The sequence below is a fragment of the Paenibacillus sp. FSL H8-0034 genome, from assembly GCF_038000305.1.
Lineage (GTDB): Bacteria > Bacillota > Bacilli > Paenibacillales > NBRC-103111 > Paenibacillus_S.
The window spans coordinates 5,133,681-5,152,143 of sequence record NZ_JBBOBS010000001.1 but is presented as its reverse complement, the minus strand read 5'-3'; the positions used below and the strand labels follow the sequence as shown (position 1 = coordinate 5,152,143).

Here is an 18,463-nt window from a genome sequence, read left to right as displayed (position 1 = left end):
GGCCAGGCTCGGAATGGCTAACGAGTATGCAGGAAGTGGCGAATTATCGAACTGGAACTCTATTTATAACATCAAGGATGAAGATAAGCCTCCAGTATATGACGATTGGCTTGTGAAGCATATGGATGTGCTGGAAGCCTCCCGACAGACAGCTGTTCTTGACCTTGGCTGTGGAAATGGGTGTGACAGCTTGTTTCTATCTGAACGTGGATTTGACGTCATTTCCTGTGATTGGTCAGAGGAAGCGCTGCTGCGAGTGCGGCAGCATGTTCCGCTTGCGGATACACGGGCGGTGAATTTGCTGGAGCCGTTGCCATTTGCTGATAATAGCGCCAAGGTGATTATCGCTGATTTGAGTCTGCATTATTTCTCATGGGAAGCGACGATTGCTATTGTTAATGAACTGCAGCGTGTTTTGCAATCAGATGGTTATTTACTATGCAGAGTGAATTCTATAAAAGACGTCAATTTTGGTGCGGGTATGGGTAAGGAAATCGAAGCTGGTTATTATGAGCATGAGGGACACCGCAAACGTTTTTTTGATAAGGATCGACTCGAACAACTGTTTCAACAATGGAAACTCACCTACATAGAAGAAGCTGTCCTGCATCGTTATGGTAAACCTAAGTTTCTATGGGAGCTGGCTGTGATCAATTTGAAATAAGTACATCATCACTTTTGATAAGAAAGCCTTCAGGAGTTATAAGTAAGGAGCGAATAATGGGAAATATTTTGTTAATAAGACTGCTCGTGCCCATCGCGATTTTATTGGCGATCTCCATACTTGCTCTTTTGTTCGTGCCGCAGACCTGACAAACAGAAATAGATACTACATACGCGCCAGGCATTGACTTATTAGAGATGGTAAAATACGATGGATGACTTCGGGCTAAACAAAGAATAAAAGACTTGTAGATGCTAAGGAGTGACTACTCATGAAAGCCGTCTATGCAGGAAGCTTTGACCCCATTACCCTTGGACATGTGTCCGTTATAGAACGTGCTTTTAATTTATTTGACGAAGTACATATCATTATTGCCAACAATCGGGCCAAGTCGCATTATTTTACATTACAGCAAAGAACGGAATTAGTCAGACTCTCGATTCCTGCGGAATATAATACGCGAGCGCATATTGTACCTTTTGAAGGCATCGTGGCCAATTATATTAATGAGCACAAGATTGATGTTGTGATACGGGGAATTCGCAATGCGACTGATTTGGACTATGAGCTCCAATTGGAGCAATTTGTTCGTAATTCAACAGAAGCCGATACGATTTATTTATCGCCGTACACACCTTACATGCAAACTAGCAGTTCATTGGTTCGGATGTTTTTCCAGTCCAATAAGTATACGCTTGCCCTTAACTATATGACTCCGGATGCTTACGATCAAGCGATATGCTATATGCAGGAAACGAATCAACCTCCGTTCAAATAAAATTCCGGGTCCGATAAACGACTTATCTGGTTAACAATGTGGGAATGGGGGTGGCTGTCATCATTATAGCTAAAATTTTAGTAGCATTAGTCGCAATAGAACATCTGTATATTTTATATTTGGAAATGTTTATGTGGACCAAACCAAAGGGCTTGAAAGCTTTTGGCATGACACCGGCAGTAGCGGAAGCTTCCAAGTCACTTGCGGCTAATCAAGGACTGTATAATGGTTTTTTGGCAGCAGGTTTGATTTGGAGCTTATTCCACTCTCATGTGGAGGTAGCAAAAGAACTTCAAATCTTTTTTTTGTTATGTGTTATTGTAGCAGCGATCTTCGGCGGAATGACTGCCAAAAAGTCGATTCTGCTTGTTCAGGGACTTCCAGCTATTATAGCACTGCTTTTTGTTTGGCTAACATGAACTACAGGAGCTCATAAAGTTTATTAATTACGAAATCATGGAGAATGTATGCATACTTTATTTACGGCAGATATCGTAGATCCTCTTATCGTACGTATTGAAAATTACAATAGGCTACTTAAACTCATAGACCTTAAAAGCCTGGAGGATGGCAGTTGTACGCTTCCTCATAAGGTGATGGCTAATTTTCTTGATGTAACACACACGGACATTGTTAAATGGATCGATAAACTGATCGACTTTGGAATTATTGAGCAGGTCGGTACCCATAAAGCTTACAAAAGAAAGAACTCTGAAGCAGAGAACCCTTCTTTAAATTGTTTAATAGATTTGTTAAAATTGTTCAAGGAAAGTCCGAATCTCAGCTTTTCTCAGCAAGCCGAATCTCTCGATATCTCGATCCAGGAATTGGAGTATTTATTTGGAATGCTGATTCAAATAATTGAATGATGGATATTTTGGTTTGGACTCTATTATGTAAAAAATGAATTTTACAATATAAGGGTTGAAAAAACCATTTATTGTGCTATAATCAACGTAAATATGAAAAACAAATGCGGAAGCACCGCTGAACAAGAAGTTTCTTGTTTAGCGAGTGCTTTTTTTGCGTTCGTATTTGGATAAGGAGGGGCGCACATTAACAATAAGGTGAAGGCTGCCATCGTGCTGGCGATTGTAGCGGTTATCCTCGTGGCCAGTGGGATCATGCAAGTAAAGGGGGAGATGTAGGGATGGGGAAGATGAGACTCGTTTTGTTGGAGGAAGATCATTATTTCGTCGATATGTGTTCTTCCTATATTCGTACCTCCGAGCATGCGGAGAAGTTCATGTTCACGACATTTTCGAACAAGGAGCAAGGCTTTGATTATATCGAGCGGTCTAAAGAACCTTATATTTTATTGGTCCATGAAAGCTTTATGCCACTTCCAGAAAGGGTCTTTCAGCAGCAGCATGGATGTTTGATCATTCTGAGCGATGTTCCTGTGGCGGCGGATGTGATGGAATATCCAATTTTGTGCAAATATCAGCCGCTGAATCAGTTTGTTTCACATATTATTTCACACTTTAATGAGTATACGTCAAGCCCAAGATTAAGAGGCAATCATTCGGCAGAGATCATTTCCGTGTACTCCACAGTTGGCGGCAGCGGTAAAACGGTCACAGCGACTCATTTGGCACGAGAGCTGGTCTATCAGGGGAAGCGGGTATTTTATTTGAACCTGGAACAGCTGCCCTCTTTATCATGGCTGGAGGTCGGCTTGAAACAGGAAGAAAACAATTTATCGCGCATTTTGTACTATGGGAAAACGAGTGAACAATTGCAGACGGCAAAGGTAGAGCTGTATAAGAGACGGCATCCGGTTATGGGTTTTGATTATTTTCCGGGTATGTGCGAGCCTGCAGAAATGGAGGAAATTACAGATAAGGATACACAATCGTTGATACGTTCGGTGCTTGCAACAGGAGCCTACGATTACATTATCCTTGATTTGGATTCAGCGCTTCAACCCAGAACCAAAGCTGCATTGCGGATTAGTGACCAGGTCCTATGGTTAGTGCTTGATGATCGAGTTCATTGGGACAAAACACAAGTATTAATGAATCTGCTGCGTTCAAGTCTGGATGATCATGAGGCGGATTGGGGACGTAAGCTTTATGTAGTCGTGAATAAATTCAATGGAAATTTATTGAATGACCGCTCAGCCTTGCCTGCTGCGATTGCTGGATATTTGCCCTATATTCCGGAATGGAAAGCACATGCTGCTGTTGAAGCCTTGCAGGTAAGAGGGGTTTTCAGTGAAGGGCTGTCCAAGTTGTCCTTACTATCCTCATTCGGGTCGGAGGCACACACCTATGCTGTCGGATGAAGATTTCGCTGGCTTAAAACAAACGATCAAAGAAAAGCTCGATTTATCTTATTCGGTGACGGACCAGCAGCTGATGGATATGGTGGAGCAGGAGGTATTTGCGCTATCCTTTGACCACTATCAGACCGCCGGGCAAAAGCACGCTTTGGTACTGAGATTATTTAACTCATTTCGAGGGTTGGACGTTTTGCAGCCCTTGGTCGATAATCCAGCGGTTACGGAGATTATGATTAACCGTCACGATCAAATATTTATCGAGCAGGAGGGTCGTGTCCGATTAACGGAAGTGAAATTCGAAAGCAAGGAGAAGCTGGAGGACGTCATTCAGGCGATTGTTGCCAAGGTAAATCGTGCGGTCAATGAGGCTAACCCTATCGTGGACGCGAGGCTGTTGGACGGTTCGCGTGTCAATGTGGTGCTCTCGCCTGTCGCACTTGAAGGGCCTGCCATGACAATCCGTAAATTCCCGGAATCGCCTCTGACACTGGATAATTTGACAGCCAGGGGTGCATTAACCAAGGAAGCAGCTGATTTTCTGATAAATTTGGTGAAAGCCAAGTACAATCTATTCATTGGAGGTGGCACAGGATCAGGAAAAACAACCTTTCTTAATGCTTTGTCGCAATATATCCCTGACGATGAAAGGATAATTACAATCGAGGATTCAGCCGAGCTGCAAATCCGAACAGTACCGAATTTGGTACGCATGGAAACTCGAAATGCCAATACGGAAGGAAAAGGCGAGATCACGATACGTGATTTGATCCGTTCCTCACTGCGGATGAGACCCAATCGAATCATAGTTGGAGAAGTACGCGGCGCCGAGGCCCTGGATATGCTGCAGGCAATGAACACCGGGCATGATGGCTCACTCTCAACAGGCCATGCGAATTCAAGTACGGATATGCTTAGCCGATTGGAAACGATGGTGTTAAGCGGTGCAGCGCTGCCCGTTGAAGTTGTACGTAAACAGATATGTTCAGCGATTGATATTATGATTCATCTTCAGCGGCTTCGTGACCGTTCGCGCAGAGTGACTGAGATCAGTGAGATCATTGGCATGGAAGGGGGCGAGGTCAGGCTGAATCGGTTGTTTGAATTTGTAGAAAGGGGAGATGACAAGGAAGGTCGTGTGATCGGTGAGCTTAGGCCGACCGGTAATGTGCTGACTAGGCAGGACAAGCTGGCTATGTCGGGCTATGCTCTGTAAACCGAGTCAAGGCAGCAAAGGAAAAGGTAGCAATGGAAAGGAGGCAGCGGCTTGTATTTTATTGTGGTGGCAGTATTGCTGGGTGGTGGCCTTTGGATATTTTTTACTTCCAGACGCTCGAAAAAAACCAAACAGGTATCAATCGGTCCTCAACTGCTCCAGTATAATGTGTACGAGATGACTTCGACAGAATTAATCGTTACGTTGGTCATAGCTATGGGGATTTTGGGTGGGATTGGTTATGTATTTTATCAACATGTGATTGCAGCGTTACTAATCTCATTGGTCGGACTCTACTATCCGAAAATCCGTAGAAAAGATCTTATCCGTAAACGCAAGGCGCTGCTTCAATTGCAGTTCAAGCAAGCACTGGCTTCGTTGTCGTCGGCCTTGGGGGCAGGTAAATCGGTTGAAAATGCATTCCAGGAAGCATTGGTTGATTTAAGACTTCTGTATCCGGACCCGCGGGCACTCATTGTGAAGGAGCTAGAGACGATTAATCGGCGAATTGAAAATGGAGAAACGATTGAAATGGCCCTGAACGATTTAAGTGAACGGACTCAGATTGATGATATTCAGCAATTTACAGAAGTATTTGCAACCTGCAAGCGAACGGGAGGCAACCTGGTTCATGTCATCCGGCGTACAGCCTCGATTATTCAGGAAAAGCTGGATATTCAGCAGGAAATTACGGTTATGATGGCGCAAAAACGTTTTGAATCGAGAGTGCTTGCTTTTGCACCCGTTATCGTAATTGCCGTGCTCAGCTTCAGTTCTCCGGACTATATGGAACCGATGTACAAAGGGATAACGGGATATCTAATCATGAGCGCAGCGTTACTGATACTTCTTGGCTGCTTTGGCATAACAAAATTGATTATGAATATTAAGGTGTGATGATCGACTGTGTACATGCTAGCTTTGCTGTGTGTAGAGCTTGTCATCGCTGGGGTGATATTAATGCTGGCAAACCCGCTGTATAAGGGATTTGTTAAGGAGCACCAAGTGTTGTTAAAGCCGACTATTGTTGTTGCCCCTGTATCGCTGTGGCTGATGGACAAGCTGAGGGTAGCTGATCGGTTGCCTGAAAGTATCTCGAAGATACACCATATAATGTTTGGGTTATACGGAAGCAAGACCGCTATGATTCGCACCAAATGTTTTATTGTCGGAATTCTTTCGTATTCGATTCTGATTATTATAGGAAGTACTTTTCTTGGATGGGCTTCGGATGTAGGAGCGGAAATGCTAGCTTATGGAAGTGGACTTTTATTGTTTTTACCGTTTCTCCTATACAAAAATCTGGCAAGTCAGCTTCTCAAGAAGAAAAGACAGATGCTGCTTGATCTGCCTGAAATGGTGAATCAAATTGTACTGCTCGTAAATGCAGGAGAAGCTGTGCAAAAGGCATTGATGCGCTGTATTGAGCGAAATCCAAATGTACAGCAAAGTCCATTGTTAAGGGAGCTTTCAATAGCTGCTTATGAAATCAGCATGAACGCCTCTTTCACCAAGTCGATGGAAGATTTTAACAAGCGCTGCGGGATTCAAGAGGTATCCTTATTCACGACTACACTGTTGCTCAATTACAAAAGAGGTGGCGATGAGTTGGTGATGTCACTCAAGGAGCTGTCTTTTACCTTATGGGAAAAGCGAAAATCCATTGCCAAAACACTTGGAGAAGAAGCATCATCCAAAATGGTGTTTCCGATGGTGTTCATATTCCTGGTCGTCATGGTTGTGGTAGCAGCACCGGCAATATTGATGATGGAGCAATAAAGGCTAATGAATTATAAATACGATGGTTCAACTATTATGAGGATGGAGAGTGTTTGTATGACGAAAATAAGTGTCGTAAATAAAGGGATTCAGAATTTTTGGAGCGATGAGGATGGGCTTGGAACGCTGGAGATTTTGCTGATTGTAGCGGTGCTTGTGATTGTTGCAATTGCATTTCGCAAATGGATTATTAAATGGATTGAAGAGCTATTTACGTCAACGAATACTTCGTTTAAAGGAGACGGAACGATGACGGATACGTTGAAAAATGATGCTGTCAAGGTGAATCCCTGAGAACAAGTGATAGCAGTCATAATCCCATGTTCAAGTCGACTTATACCAAACTGCTTCGCGAAACCCGCGGAACGTTCACCATCGAAGCCAGCTTTGTGATGCCGCTCATACTGCTCAGCACGTTGTCGCTCTTATTTCTGGCGGTATTCGTTTTTCAGTCCTCATCCGCACAGCAATCTGCAGGGATTGCCGCTGATCGTGCCGCTTTTACATGGGATAACAGTACGAAGAATACGATCACAGGCGCCTATAATTCTGGTGAAGATGATGGATTATATTGGCGGCTGCACAGTGACAGCATTTCGGATCTATTTGCGTTCCTGATTCCCAATGCAGCTTCACAGGTAACCCTGCCTACTGCAGCATCCAGCGGAGATCGAAGTCCTGAAGGAAAGCTGCGTCGGATAGGCGCTGCGATTTCCAAGGAATGGAATGGGATGATGCAATATCGCAACAGCGGCATATTTAGAGAGGTGTCCGTATATCTCAATAAACCGTTTCATTCGCCTAAATATGCGGAAAAGCTGCTCCTTCATGAAGTGCAGTCCACGGCACAAGCTCAAGTGGTTGATCCCGTAGAATCAATTCGTATTATTGATCTGACACGAACATTTATTAGTGAAGTGAAAGGACGTTTGTCACCACGTGCTGCGGTTGAAACTTTCACAGAACCCACCTCAGTGCCTGAACCTCGTGCTGTCATCAATAGCCATGCGAGTGCAGTTAAATACTTACAAACGCTTGTTAACGGGAAGGCCGAGACAGTCAGGGTAAATGCTGCAACGGAGCGTCAAGTAGACGCCTTGGATGCCAATCAGGTTGCACATCAAGCCTTTTACACCTTTAATGAAAGTCAGCTTCGTCAAGTTCAAATGCCTAAGGATGCTGAGCTGCTGCAAGAGGGTACTCAGATCAAAGGGGTCGTCTGGCATTTCTTTAAGCAATCCAGCAGGGACACGGTGACGCTCTCGGCCAGCTTTAGACAAGAGCTTCAGCGCAAAGGCATCGTTATAGTAATCCATGAATAATAAGGGGGGATGGCGTATGAAGTGGCTGCGGAGGCTGATAAAGGAACAGCGGGGTGCGGTCTCCTTATATTTAATTTTGATCTTGGTTCCTATGTTTTTATTTTGTGCATTACTGATCGATTTCTCTAGAATCAAGGTTGCCGAGAAGGAAGCTGAAAATGCGGTCAAAACGGGAGTTCGCTCTGTACTGTCGGCCTTTTCCCCGCAGCTGCACAATTATGGTTTGTTTGCACTTGATCAGGAGCAGGAGAAAACGGAAGCTCTGTTTTTGAAAACTGTCGACGGCAATCTTTCGGGCTCCATCCAAGGGGCACATTTCCAATTTATTGACCACCGTCTGGATAAAGGTGATTCCAGTATAACTTCGATGTATACATTAGCTAATCATAAGGTATTCAAAAAACAAGTATTGGAGGAAATGAAATATCGGGCTCCGATGATTTATGCTTTGGAGCTGGCTGATAAATTTAAAAAGACGGGCCTTGCCACCACAATGTCTCAAGCGCAAAAATTTTCAAAAAATGCAATTTCGATAGAAAAATGGATCGAGGATCGTGATGATAAGCTGGACGATGCGTGGGATGCATGGGAAACCATGTACAAGAAAGCACAAATAATGCATCCATTTTATAAAACTCAACTATCAGATTTAAACAAATTAAGCCAAAAGGTGGGTATTCATAACGTAGATGAGGTCAGGCAGTCTCTGAATGAAGCCAAGACACATTTGAAAAGTCTCGAGGAACAAATCAAAAGCATTGATAAAAGTATTGATTCCCTGGCGAAGGCGGGAGCGGGAGCCGCGGACTCGATTCGAGGACTTTCTGAAAGCAGAAACAAGCTGAATGAACAATTGAACGAGGTGTTTAACAAAGTAAGCGATCTGGAGCAGCTGCTGGAAGATACGATTAAATATGCCAGCCTGCTCACCGTACTTAAGCTTCGTTCGACATCAGATTTAACTGCTTTAAAAAGCTCACTTGATAAGTTCGAAACCGCGCTGAATGCGGCCAAAACGGCGAATGATAAGTTAAACGCCGAGCTGAGCACTATAGATTCCGGTTCTAACGGTACGCCCGATTATCCTGCGGATCAGGTATTTCAAAACATCCATAGGATCAGCAGACAGGAACTGGATGACTATGGAGCTCAAGCTGCGTCTAGTGTGGCTCTATTTTCAGGTTTGCAGGCACAGCTTGGAAGTATCTGGTTGTTTGATGCCCAAAACTATCAGAATGCAGATAGAGCAAATGAATCATTTTGGCAAACAGCGAATGATTTGTTTACCCAGCAAAGTCCCAAGGAAACGGCACGGAATAAGAATAGGGACAGTGTAAAGACATCAAAACGGGAACAAAGGAAAAAGGCGCAGCCTTATCTTGATCAGATTACGAAGGCTATGGGCAGCTGCAGTCTGATTCAAACGTTGGACCCTTATAAAGAGAGCTATATTCGGCTTCAAGGAGATCCGTCCAAAGGATCAGTTGGCTATTATCAAGGGTATATGATGACCAATGAGCAAGCCAATATGGCTCAGCCTGTACCTGATCTAGATTTCAAGGATGCAGATAAAGCTAACAACAGTGCGATGAGTTTAATTACTTCGTTCGAATCCATTCTGACTGATGTGCGTGATGAGTTCTATGTAGATGAATATGCACTTAGTAAATTCAATTACCGTACGCTAGGGCTGGAAAAAGATGTGAGCGGATCCATCAAGGTGTCCAAAGAGGCATCTCAGCCGGGCAGCCATCCATTGACGAATCAAGAGGTTGAATATTTGTTGTATGGAGGTAATTCCTGCTTGAGCAATTACTCAATGGCCTATGGTGAAATGTTCGCCTTTCGTCTGGCAGTGGGTACAGCGGAAGCTTTATTGGAGCCGCATATTCAAGCAATGAACGCAGGATCCCCCTTATTGATGCTGCTGGCAGCAGTGGCTGAAGGTGCTGTGAAAGCACAGCTGGATATGGTCAAGCTGGTACAGGGAGATGCTGTTCCGTTGGCTAAAAAGCTGGGCAATCTCGTTACCTTGACTTATAAAGATTATTTGCGGATTTTTCTTCTTATTCATAGTCGAGATAAGGTGCTGATGTCTCGCATGCAGGCATTGATTCAATTAAACACAGGAAATGATTTACAATTGAGTACAACGTATGTGTCGGGCACCGCCGCTACCTCGATAAGGCTGTGGTTTTTACCGGGAATTATGAAAATGCTTGGATCAACACAGCTGTCTCCTTGTGAAGTGACCGGGAATCGGTGCCAACTTATAAGAACGGGTGCAATGTCTTACTAGTAACTGATTAAAGCTTATATCGAAAGCAGTTTTGGCAGTAGCGCTTTTAGTAGTTGTTCACGGAAGTTTTTAGGAGGTGAAAAGTGAAGTTCATTCATAGGGAAGAGGGTGGTATCGTATTGGAGGCTTCGCTCGTTCTGCCGCTATTTTTATCTTTTATTTTGTTATTAATTGCATTTATTCAAGTATCGCTGGCAGAAATGGCATTGCAATCGGCTGTATCCGATACGACCAAGGTAGTTGCAACCAATATGTATTCGATCGATCTAATCTATCAGGAGGCCAAATCCAAGTGGGACCAAAGCTCAGCCAAGGGTCTGATGGATACAACGCTGGATAAAATCGATATGGTTAAATCGAAGGCTGTGCAAGGTGAGGAATTTGTTGATGAATACGAAAGATGGATTCCGGAGCCTGTCGTCAAGCTTATGCAATGGGAGAAAACTCAGCGAGAACAGCTCGAAGCATGGAGTCAAGCAGGGACCGAAGAGGCCAAACAAAAAATCGAAGCTATCTACAAGCCTCTGCTGAATAGCGCAGTGACGCCACTGGTTGTTACGTATGCTAATAAATCCCGCTTAAAGCCCGAAAGGCTGCAGGTAACGAAAGTCATCATGCCCGATCTGAACAACAAAGAGGAGGCATTTATCGGGATTGAAGCCCAATATGAGGTGCCGCTGACGGTCCCTTTTTTCAGAAAAGCGATTGTGATTCGCAAGCATGCCTTTGAGCACGCTTGGGTAGGGGGAAGCTGATGGGGATAATGCTGCTGACAGGCGGGCTGCTCACCGCAGCCTTCATCACGGACATAACAAAAAGAAAGATTCCTAATATGCTTTGCGCTGCGGGTTTTGTGGTGGGAATTGGTTTTCATGCTTTTATTTCGGGTGGTGCGGGAATCGGCTATGCGCTGCTTGGTGCTCTGTTAGGATTTGCGCCACTGCTTATTCTATATATGATTCGTGCGGTTGGAGCGGGAGATGTGAAGCTTTTTGCAGCGATTGGAGCTTTGAGTGGTGGAGAATTTGTGCTGCAAAGCTTAATGTATGCTTTAATATATGCCGCTGTGATCGGCTGTCTGATATTGTTCTGGCGAGGTGAGTGGAAGTCGCGTGGAGGTTCTATTTATACGATGTTGATGGGGATTCTGATTTGGAAGCGGCTCAAGCCGCTGGATATGTACCGTAAATCAGCTCATCATATCCGGTTTCCGTTTATGTGGGCAGTGATGCCAGCAGCCGCAACGGTTTTTTGGCAATTTAGTTAGTGAAGGAGGTCAGCATCGTTGAACGCGCTATTATATGGTTTAAAGGTCGATTTTGTAACCCGCAATGGACATTACATGGTGCTGTCAGCTGATGACGGACTGAACAGGGGTCAGCTTTCAGACTTTCAAGTGAATATGCTGCTCGCTAATAAAATTCCGCATTTGCTTGATCTTCAAGTGGAGGAACGGGATCAGCAGATTAAGCTATATTACAATATTACAGGCAAAAAAATGTTAACTCAGTGGCTGCGTATGGACTCTATCAGTATCAAGCAATTTTTTTCTTTGTTATATGCAATTGTAGATATCGTTGGAGAAAGTAATATTTACATGCTTCAGGAAGGCAGGTATGTGCTTAAAGAGGATTATATTTACTGTGGGGAAGATTTGACCGATGTTCACCTGACCTACATTCCGAAGGACATATTATCCGAAAAAAACGCCGTGTCTGTTGACCTGCAGCATTTGGCGTCACGCTTAATTCATAAAGTATCCGAGTTGTCGGGCAGCGGTTATCAGGAAATCATGAATTACTTGATGGAGGAATCATTTAACATACCGGTATTTAAACAACTGCTGCTGAAGCATCGCAATCGTCTTGGACAAGCCGCATTTCCTAAGGAGCATATACAGGGAACACAACAAAGGGATTTTGTTCAGGCTCAGCCAACCGCTCCTTCAACGATTTCGCATTCCAGTAATACTACTAATAACAGTATCGGCTCGACAGCGGCACAACCAGCCAAATCACCGTTCGCCCCAATGACTGGAGCACCGATTTCAGCAGCGCCTTCGACAGCTTCAGCTGCTGATCCAAACTCTGTGGCACCTTCGTATACACCACCGGCCTTTTCACCATCCTGGTTTGAAGAGGACGACCAGAAGGAGGCTGAGGATAAAAGAAAGAAGTTTCAATTTCCTGCGCTGCTGGTCGGGTTTCTTGTTCTTTGTCTGGTATGGAAGCTATATTTGGATCATCCGTCGGAAGGCTGGCTTTTTATATGCATTGGTTTGTCTGTGCTAGTTATTGACCTTGTTTTTATTGTTTTGAAAATCTGGTTGCCAGCAGTGAAAACGGCTGAAGCTGCTTCATGGGATTCGGTACATAATGAGCTATCCCAAGAACGGCAGCAGCTTCAGGCATCTTCAGGCTTACAGCCTTTTTTCAACCCCAAACCAGCTGACTATTCACACAACTACAATAACGGTGTACATAACGCAGGTCGAGAAGCGGATGGACTTTCGGGATCACGTTTGGAATCAAGGCTTGAAAGCTTGAAGCAGGAGCCAGCCGTGGGCAAGGAAACAGATTCTTATTATAAAAGTCTTGATCAGCACACGACTTTGTTAACTGGGCAGGATGCCACCGTTTTTTTAAGCGCGTCCTCCTTACAGCTTGGCGTCAGGACAGCTCAACCTTATCTGGAATGGAGCTTGAATGGAGCAACCAAAGTGATCAAGCTTGAGAAATTCCCTTTTGTATTGGGGAGATCAGGTTCAGGAGTCGATCATGGACTTGAGGAGCCTGGTGTATCCAGACTGCATACCGAATTAACATTGGAAAATGGCTTGTACATGATGAAAGATTTAGGATCACGCAATGGAACCCTCATAAATGGTGAAATTTTAGTGCCATACCGGATGTATTCTTTGCAGGAAGGTGATATAGTTAGAATCATAAGCACTGAATTTGTATTTAAAATGGGGTCGTAGGGGTTGAAAACAACGTTTGCCGTAAACTGGCAGTATGGAGTGGCTACCCATTCGGGTTGGTTTCGGATGATTAATGAGGATAGGTCGCTGCTCCGCATAGGTTCAACGGAGAGTGGTGAGCCTTATGCAGTTGCCGTCATAGCTGATGGCATGGGTGGAAGCGGAGATGGGGAGAAAGCCAGCGATGTGGCAACGGAGGTAGTCCGTCATTGGCTGGATGAACAGCTCCCTTCTATTTTGCGTAGGAAACTTATCTGGGGGAAATTGGATAATTCCATCGAGCGGTTATTTTATGAGGTTAATGATCGGCTCATTCAAATCGGCATGGATGCAGGGAACCAGATTGGTACGACTCTGTCCCTGCTTTTTCTGCTGAATGAAACCTACTTTCTTTGTCATATCGGAGACTGCCGTATCTACAAAGTCAACTACAAAATGCATATTCGACAGCTGACACGGGACCAGTCATGGATCTACGAGCAGATCCGCAAAGGCAGACTATCCAGACAGCAAGCGAGGAAGCATCCCAAACGTCATGTGCTTATGCAATGTCTTGGCTATCAGAAAAATCTGAAGCTTATTAAACGTAGAGGTTTTTTTGTTCCGGAGCATTTGTTTTTGCTTTGCACAGATGGCTTTTATGATCGATTGTCAGATACGCGGATAGAACGCTTTCTTCGTGAGGGTGAGAAGGAGCAGCAGGACCTGCAGCAAATGAGTGATATGCTGATCGACAGGGCGTTGGATAAGCGTTCTAATGACAATATTAGCGTGGTGCTCCTGCGTTCATTGAACGCCAGCTTCACTTTTTGGCAGAGATTGTGGCATAGAACGAAAAATTTTCAGATTTTATTCCCTGTGCAGTGGCGAAAGTGATATAATAAACTGTCACACATTTTATTACTGGACAGGAGCCAATCGAAACACAATGAGTTTGTTGACTGTAGAAGATTTAAGCCATAGCTTTGGTGATCGGGTATTATTTAAAGAAGTATCTTTTCGTTTACTTGCAGGAGAGCATGTTGGCATTGTGGGCGCTAATGGTGTAGGCAAATCTACACTGATGAATATATTGACCGGACAATTACTGAAGGATCAAGGGAAAGTGGAATGGACACCGCGAGTTCATTACAGCTATTTGGACCAGCACACGAAGCTAACGCCCGGCAAAACAATCCGAGATGTGCTTAAGGATGCTTTTTTATCGTTATACGAGCAGGAAAAAGAAATGCTGCTGATCACGGAGCAGATGGGTGATGCCGACCCGGATAAGCTGGAGATCTTGTTGGAGCAAATGGGTGAAATTCAGGACCGTTTGGAAAACAGCGGTTTTTATTTGCTCGATTCGAAGGTTGAAGAGATGGCTAATGGTCTGGGCCTGGATGCTATCGGATTGGATCGCGATGTATCTCAGCTCAGCGGTGGGCAACGGACAAAGGTTCTGTTGGCCAAGCTGCTGCTGGAACAACCAACGGCGCTGCTGCTTGATGAGCCTACGAACTATCTGGATGTTGAGCATATTGATTGGTTAACGAATTATTTGCAAAATTATCCGTACGCCTTTATGTTGATTTCACATGATACGGAATTTATGAATAAGGTTGTTAACATCGTATATCATTTGGAGTTCTCCAAGCTGACCCGTTACACGGCTAATTATGAGAAGTTTTTGCAAATGGCCGATGTTAATAAGCAGCAGCATCTTGATGCGTATGAAAAGCAAAAAGAATTTATTAAAAAGCAAGAGGATTTCATTCAACGCAACAAAGCGCGCGCATCAACCTCCGGTCGAGCCAAAAGCCGCGAAAAGCAGCTGCAAAAGGTAGATCGTATCGACCGCCCGGAAACTGCAGCCAAGCCTGTATTTCAATTCAAGGATGCCAGATCAAGCGGGAAGGTCGTATTTGAAGGCGAAAAGCTGGTTATCGGTTATGATCGAGCACTGCTGCCTGAAATGAATATGATCATTGAGCGTGGTGATAAAATCGCCATTGTCGGCTGTAACGGAGTTGGTAAATCTACGCTGCTCAAAACGATCATCGGGAAGGTTCCTGCATTTGGTGGCAAAACCTACCGTGGCGATTTTCTGTTCCCTGCTTATTTCGAGCAGGAAGTTAAAGCACCCAACATGACTCCTATTGATGATGTGTGGAATGAGTTTTCCCATATGAATCAAAATGAAGTGCGCGGCGCTCTTGCTCGTTGTGGCTTGAAGAACGAGCATATTACGCGTCCTATGAGCATGCTGAGCGGAGGCGAACAAGCCAAAGTCCGGTTATGCAAGCTGCTGCTGCGCGAAAGCAACTGGATCCTATTCGATGAACCTACAAACCATTTGGATGTAGCAGCCAAGGATGAACTGAAACGTGCGCTCACAGCTTTTAAAGGCACCGTTTTGCTGGTCTGCCACGAACCCGATTTCTACGAAGACTGGGTAACCAAAGTCTGGGATGTCGAAGAATGGTCCAGTAAAGCTTTAGTTCAGTAACAATAGCAAGTGGGTGTACTACCTTACAACACAAAGTGCTAAGCGTGTCCCAGCGGGACAAAGCGAGCCCAACAAGTGGTTAAGTTTATTTAACACATCTAAACCCAAGCGTGTCCCGTAGGGATGAAAAGCGCCCCGAGAACACCAAAGTACCACCCATTCACGTAGCCCATAACACCCAAACCCAAGCGTGTCCCGTAGGGACGAAAAGCGCCCCGAGAACACTAACGTCTCTCATCCAGCTAGGGAGTCCAGAGGGCAAAGCCCTTTGGAGCCCTCCCTATAGGGAGGGTTTGGGAGGGTAATATCACCCTTGACAGGGTAACAGGAGGAATTTTAATGATCACTCACATCGTATTTTTCAAACTAAAGGACCGCAGTCCTGAATCCATTCAAGCAACCGCACAGGTACTTACCAACATGGAAGGTAAAATTCCGGTTCTTAAGCATATTGAAGTGGGATTGGACATTTTGCATCAGGAACGGTCTTATGATATTGCCTTGGTTACGAAATTTGATTCCTTGGAAGATTTATCAGCATATGATGGTCATCCTCTGCATCTGGAAGTAAAGAAACACATGAAAGAAGTGCTGGATGGAACCAGCGTTTGCGTCGATTATCAATCATAAAAAAACCGACTCCGGTGGATTCCGCATCACCACAGAGTCGGCTTCATGATCATCAGCCATAACATAACAAACAGGACAAACATGTACATATACAAAGCTCTGGAGAGCTTGTTAACGAGAAATTGTCGGTCATGCTCCGGCTGACGCAGCTTGCGAATTGTCGGTGAAAAAGCACGAGCCATAAAAAGCAATGAAGCAAACAGGACAATAAACGTACCAGCAATCCAGGGAGTGCTCCAGGGCCAGCCGCCAAGCCACATCAGGAGCAGCCCTGAGGCAACTAGAACATGGCCGGTATGCTTGGATAATCGGACAGTAAAATGAAATGAGTCCAGATAAGTATTCAATACGGCACCCTCAGCAGTCCGAAGTTTGGAAAGCATAGGAATGAGCACAAAAAAGGGACCGATAGAAACCATGGCACTAACGGCATGAATAAAGATAAGCCATAAATACAAGATGAAGCCTCCAAACTTGAAAAGATAAATTAAACAGTGTAGCATTCATTTAGATGAGTACTACACTGTTTTTGGTATTCGCAGCTTTACACGGCGCGGAACTCGTGAACCCATACTTTCATATGCGGTAACCAAGGCATTCCAGCGTGCATGCCTAGAATGTGGTTTTTGTAGCTTTCCACGTTTTCAAAGCCTTCGGTTTGAACGGCCTCATCGGTCAATTCACCCAAACTTTGCTGGTACACCTTGTGAACCTCAAATTTATGGCCTTGAAGCTCCATAATTTCACCGATATCGGCATAACGTCCATTTCTGCGGGTAGCGGTTTTTTCGCCGCTGATCACTTTCTTCACATCTTCTTCAACAGTAACCAGACGTTCAATTGTACAGGTTTTTGGTGCTAGTACTTCGGACATTGGGGTTATTCCTCCTTTATTTATACAAATGTTAGCTTACATGAAAACAGTAGTTGACGCAAATTTATTAAGACTATTAATTACAGGAGGAAACAGGATGAAAGCGCAAATCAACCAGAGCTACGTTATTCAGCTGCTGGAGCAGTTGCTGAACATACCGAGTCCTAGCGGATATTGTGGTACTATTATGAGTTTTGTCGAGCAGGAAGCGAAGAAGCTGGGATTTTCGATGAGCTATACGAAAAAAGGTGCGGGCTTGATCACAGTACCAGGAGCCAATCCAGATCGCGTAATCGGGTTGTCGGGACATGTCGATACATTAGGGGCGATGGTTCGATCCATTAAGCCGAGCGGCATGCTGCGTTTGACACCTGTTGGTGGTTATATGATGAATGCTATTGAAAATGAATATTGTCAGATCCACACCCGAGATGGGCGAACCTATGAGGGCACGATCCTGACGACCAAACCTTCGGTTCATGTATATCCGGATGCGCGAGATCTGAAGCGTGATGAGGCTGTAATGGAAATACGATTAGACGAACCGGTGAGCAGCAATGAGGATGTGCAGAAGCTTGGAATTGGAACGGGAGATTTTATTTCTTTTGACCCGCGGGTGAAATCGATGGATAATGGCTTCATTAAATCCCGGCATTTGGACGATAAGGCTGGAGTGGCTGCGCTATTCGGGCTGCTGGAGCTGCTTCACAGAAACAAGATCACACCTGCGTTTACCTTGAAGCTGCTGATCAGTACTTATGAAGAGGTGGGGCACGGTGCCGCCTATTTGCCTCCGGATATTGACGAGCTGTTGGCTGTTGATATGGGAGCTATGGGTGAGGATCTGACGTGTACCGAATTCGATGTGTCGATATGTGCGAAGGATTCATCCGGACCTTACGATTACCAGATGACCTCGAAGCTGATCGAGCTCGCCAAACGTGACGGAATCAAGCATGCTGTGGATATATACCCGCAATATGGCTCGGATGCAACGGCTGCACTGCGCGGCGGAAGTAATATAAGGGCAGCATTGATCGGGCCTGGTGTACACGCTTCCCATGGTATGGAACGAACCCACCGTGAGGCCATCATCGGTACGATCGCATTGCTGGCCGCATACGTAACGGAACCTAACGTAATTTAAGAACC

General features: G+C 44.8%; 20 protein-coding genes. 18 read left to right on the top strand and 2 right to left on the bottom strand.

The annotated features are described in order from the left end of the window. Positions 1 to 13: 13 nt before the first annotated feature. From NST47_RS23260 to NST47_RS23180, 17 genes are all read left to right on the top strand, one after another. The gene (locus tag NST47_RS23260) at positions 14 to 664 is read left to right on the top strand and encodes a class I SAM-dependent methyltransferase (protein ID WP_341157262.1); all 651 of its coding nucleotides are present in this window, start codon (positions 14 to 16) and stop codon (positions 662 to 664) included. Positions 665 to 935: 271 nt separating this feature from the next. After that, positions 936 to 1,442, top strand: coding sequence for a pantetheine-phosphate adenylyltransferase (coaD, locus tag NST47_RS23255; RefSeq protein WP_076228546.1), 507 nt, complete (start codon positions 936 to 938; stop codon positions 1,440 to 1,442). 44 nt (positions 1,443 to 1,486) lie between these two features. After that, a complete protein-coding gene (locus NST47_RS23250; RefSeq protein ID WP_341159735.1) occupies positions 1,487 to 1,861 on the top strand; it encodes a DUF1304 domain-containing protein in 375 nt (124 codons plus the stop codon). A gap of 48 nt (positions 1,862 to 1,909) precedes the next feature. Next, complete coding sequence (locus NST47_RS23245; protein WP_341157261.1) at positions 1,910 to 2,311, top strand: hypothetical protein; 402 nt, start codon at positions 1,910 to 1,912, stop codon at positions 2,309 to 2,311. Positions 2,312 to 2,592: 281 nt separating this feature from the next. Further along, positions 2,593 to 3,729, top strand: a complete 1,137-nt coding sequence (locus NST47_RS23240) for an AAA family ATPase (RefSeq protein WP_341157260.1) — start codon at positions 2,593 to 2,595, stop codon at positions 3,727 to 3,729. After that, complete coding sequence (locus NST47_RS23235) at positions 3,716 to 4,939, top strand: CpaF family protein (protein WP_341157259.1); 1,224 nt, start codon at positions 3,716 to 3,718, stop codon at positions 4,937 to 4,939. Before NST47_RS23240 ends, NST47_RS23235 begins: the two co-directional genes overlap by 14 nt. Positions 4,940 to 4,990: 51 nt before the next feature. After that, on the top strand, positions 4,991 to 5,836 hold the full coding sequence (locus tag NST47_RS23230) for a type II secretion system F family protein (RefSeq protein WP_341157258.1): 846 nt from the start codon (positions 4,991 to 4,993) through the stop codon (positions 5,834 to 5,836). 15 nt (positions 5,837 to 5,851) lie between these two features. After that, positions 5,852 to 6,718, top strand: coding sequence for a type II secretion system F family protein (locus NST47_RS23225; protein WP_341157257.1), 867 nt, complete (start codon positions 5,852 to 5,854; stop codon positions 6,716 to 6,718). Between the two features lie 57 nt (positions 6,719 to 6,775). Further along, positions 6,776 to 7,012: a Flp1 family type IVb pilin gene (locus NST47_RS23220; protein WP_341157256.1), complete on the top strand. Its 237-nt coding sequence runs from the start codon at positions 6,776 to 6,778 to the stop codon at positions 7,010 to 7,012. 26 nt (positions 7,013 to 7,038) lie between these two features. Beyond that, positions 7,039 to 8,040 carry a hypothetical protein gene (locus tag NST47_RS23215; protein ID WP_341157255.1) on the top strand — a complete coding sequence of 334 codons (1,002 nt, stop codon included), beginning with the start codon at positions 7,039 to 7,041 and terminating at the stop codon, positions 8,038 to 8,040. Positions 8,041 to 8,056: 16 nt separating this feature from the next. Further along, the gene (locus tag NST47_RS23210; RefSeq protein WP_341157254.1) at positions 8,057 to 10,339 is read left to right on the top strand and encodes a hypothetical protein; all 2,283 of its coding nucleotides are present in this window, start codon (positions 8,057 to 8,059) and stop codon (positions 10,337 to 10,339) included. A gap of 83 nt (positions 10,340 to 10,422) precedes the next feature. Further along, the gene (locus NST47_RS23205) at positions 10,423 to 11,094 is read left to right on the top strand and encodes a pilus assembly protein (protein ID WP_341157253.1); all 672 of its coding nucleotides are present in this window, start codon (positions 10,423 to 10,425) and stop codon (positions 11,092 to 11,094) included. Beyond that, positions 11,094 to 11,606, top strand: coding sequence for an A24 family peptidase (locus tag NST47_RS23200; RefSeq protein WP_341157252.1), 513 nt, complete (start codon positions 11,094 to 11,096; stop codon positions 11,604 to 11,606). The genes NST47_RS23205 and NST47_RS23200 overlap by 1 nt, the downstream gene beginning before the upstream one ends. An 18-nt stretch (positions 11,607 to 11,624) precedes the next feature. Next, a complete protein-coding gene (locus NST47_RS23195; protein WP_341157251.1) occupies positions 11,625 to 13,319 on the top strand; it encodes a DUF6382 domain-containing protein in 1,695 nt (564 codons plus the stop codon). 3 nt (positions 13,320 to 13,322) lie between these two features. Beyond that, positions 13,323 to 14,195 carry a PP2C family protein-serine/threonine phosphatase gene (locus NST47_RS23190; RefSeq protein WP_341157250.1) on the top strand — a complete coding sequence of 291 codons (873 nt, stop codon included), beginning with the start codon at positions 13,323 to 13,325 and terminating at the stop codon, positions 14,193 to 14,195. 52 nt (positions 14,196 to 14,247) lie between these two features. Continuing rightward, the gene (locus NST47_RS23185; RefSeq protein WP_076228555.1) at positions 14,248 to 15,807 is read left to right on the top strand and encodes an ABC-F family ATP-binding cassette domain-containing protein; all 1,560 of its coding nucleotides are present in this window, start codon (positions 14,248 to 14,250) and stop codon (positions 15,805 to 15,807) included. Positions 15,808 to 16,146: 339 nt separating this feature from the next. Next, entirely contained in the window at positions 16,147 to 16,437 is a 291-nt protein-coding gene (locus tag NST47_RS23180) for a Dabb family protein (protein ID WP_341157249.1), read from the top strand. A 26-nt stretch (positions 16,438 to 16,463) separates the two neighbouring features. On the opposite strand, the gene NST47_RS23175 is transcribed toward NST47_RS23180, so the two are convergent. Together NST47_RS23175 and NST47_RS23170 are read right to left on the bottom strand one after the other, a co-directional pair. Next, entirely contained in the window at positions 16,464 to 16,940 is a 477-nt protein-coding gene (locus tag NST47_RS23175) for a DUF2269 family protein (RefSeq protein WP_341157248.1), read from the bottom strand. 41 nt (positions 16,941 to 16,981) lie between these two features. Further along, positions 16,982 to 17,311, bottom strand: coding sequence for a hypothetical protein (locus NST47_RS23170; RefSeq protein WP_076228557.1), 330 nt, complete (start codon positions 17,309 to 17,311; stop codon positions 16,982 to 16,984). A gap of 97 nt (positions 17,312 to 17,408) precedes the next feature. On the opposite strand from NST47_RS23170, the gene NST47_RS23165 reads away from it, so the two are divergent. Next, a complete protein-coding gene (locus tag NST47_RS23165) occupies positions 17,409 to 18,458 on the top strand; it encodes a M42 family metallopeptidase (RefSeq protein WP_341157247.1) in 1,050 nt (349 codons plus the stop codon). The last annotated feature ends 5 nt before the right edge of the window (positions 18,459 to 18,463 follow it).

Excerpts from the sequence above, each read along its gene's own strand:
- NST47_RS23260 (WP_341157262.1), top strand. The coding sequence starts at position 14 with ATGGCTAACGAGTATGCAGGAAGTGGCGAATTATCGAACTGGAACTCT.
- coaD (WP_076228546.1), top strand. The coding sequence starts at position 936 with ATGAAAGCCGTCTATGCAGGAAGCTTTGACCCCATTACCCTTGGACAT.
- NST47_RS23250 (WP_341159735.1), top strand. The coding sequence starts at position 1,487 with ATGGGGGTGGCTGTCATCATTATAGCTAAAATTTTAGTAGCATTAGTC.
- NST47_RS23245 (WP_341157261.1), top strand. The coding sequence starts at position 1,910 with ATGCATACTTTATTTACGGCAGATATCGTAGATCCTCTTATCGTACGT.
- NST47_RS23240 (WP_341157260.1), top strand. The coding sequence starts at position 2,593 with ATGGGGAAGATGAGACTCGTTTTGTTGGAGGAAGATCATTATTTCGTC.
- NST47_RS23235 (WP_341157259.1), top strand. The coding sequence starts at position 3,716 with ATGCTGTCGGATGAAGATTTCGCTGGCTTAAAACAAACGATCAAAGAA.
- NST47_RS23225 (WP_341157257.1), top strand. The coding sequence starts at position 5,852 with ATGCTAGCTTTGCTGTGTGTAGAGCTTGTCATCGCTGGGGTGATATTA.
- NST47_RS23220 (WP_341157256.1), top strand. The coding sequence starts at position 6,776 with ATGACGAAAATAAGTGTCGTAAATAAAGGGATTCAGAATTTTTGGAGC.
- NST47_RS23215 (WP_341157255.1), top strand. The coding sequence starts at position 7,039 with ATGTTCAAGTCGACTTATACCAAACTGCTTCGCGAAACCCGCGGAACG.
- NST47_RS23210 (WP_341157254.1), top strand. The coding sequence starts at position 8,057 with ATGAAGTGGCTGCGGAGGCTGATAAAGGAACAGCGGGGTGCGGTCTCC.
- NST47_RS23200 (WP_341157252.1), top strand. The coding sequence starts at position 11,094 with ATGGGGATAATGCTGCTGACAGGCGGGCTGCTCACCGCAGCCTTCATC.
- NST47_RS23185 (WP_076228555.1), top strand. The coding sequence starts at position 14,248 with ATGAGTTTGTTGACTGTAGAAGATTTAAGCCATAGCTTTGGTGATCGG.
- NST47_RS23180 (WP_341157249.1), top strand. The coding sequence starts at position 16,147 with ATGATCACTCACATCGTATTTTTCAAACTAAAGGACCGCAGTCCTGAA.
- NST47_RS23175 (WP_341157248.1), bottom strand. The coding sequence starts at position 16,940 with ATGCTACACTGTTTAATTTATCTTTTCAAGTTTGGAGGCTTCATCTTG.
- NST47_RS23170 (WP_076228557.1), bottom strand. The coding sequence starts at position 17,311 with ATGTCCGAAGTACTAGCACCAAAAACCTGTACAATTGAACGTCTGGTT.
- NST47_RS23165 (WP_341157247.1), top strand. The coding sequence starts at position 17,409 with ATGAAAGCGCAAATCAACCAGAGCTACGTTATTCAGCTGCTGGAGCAG.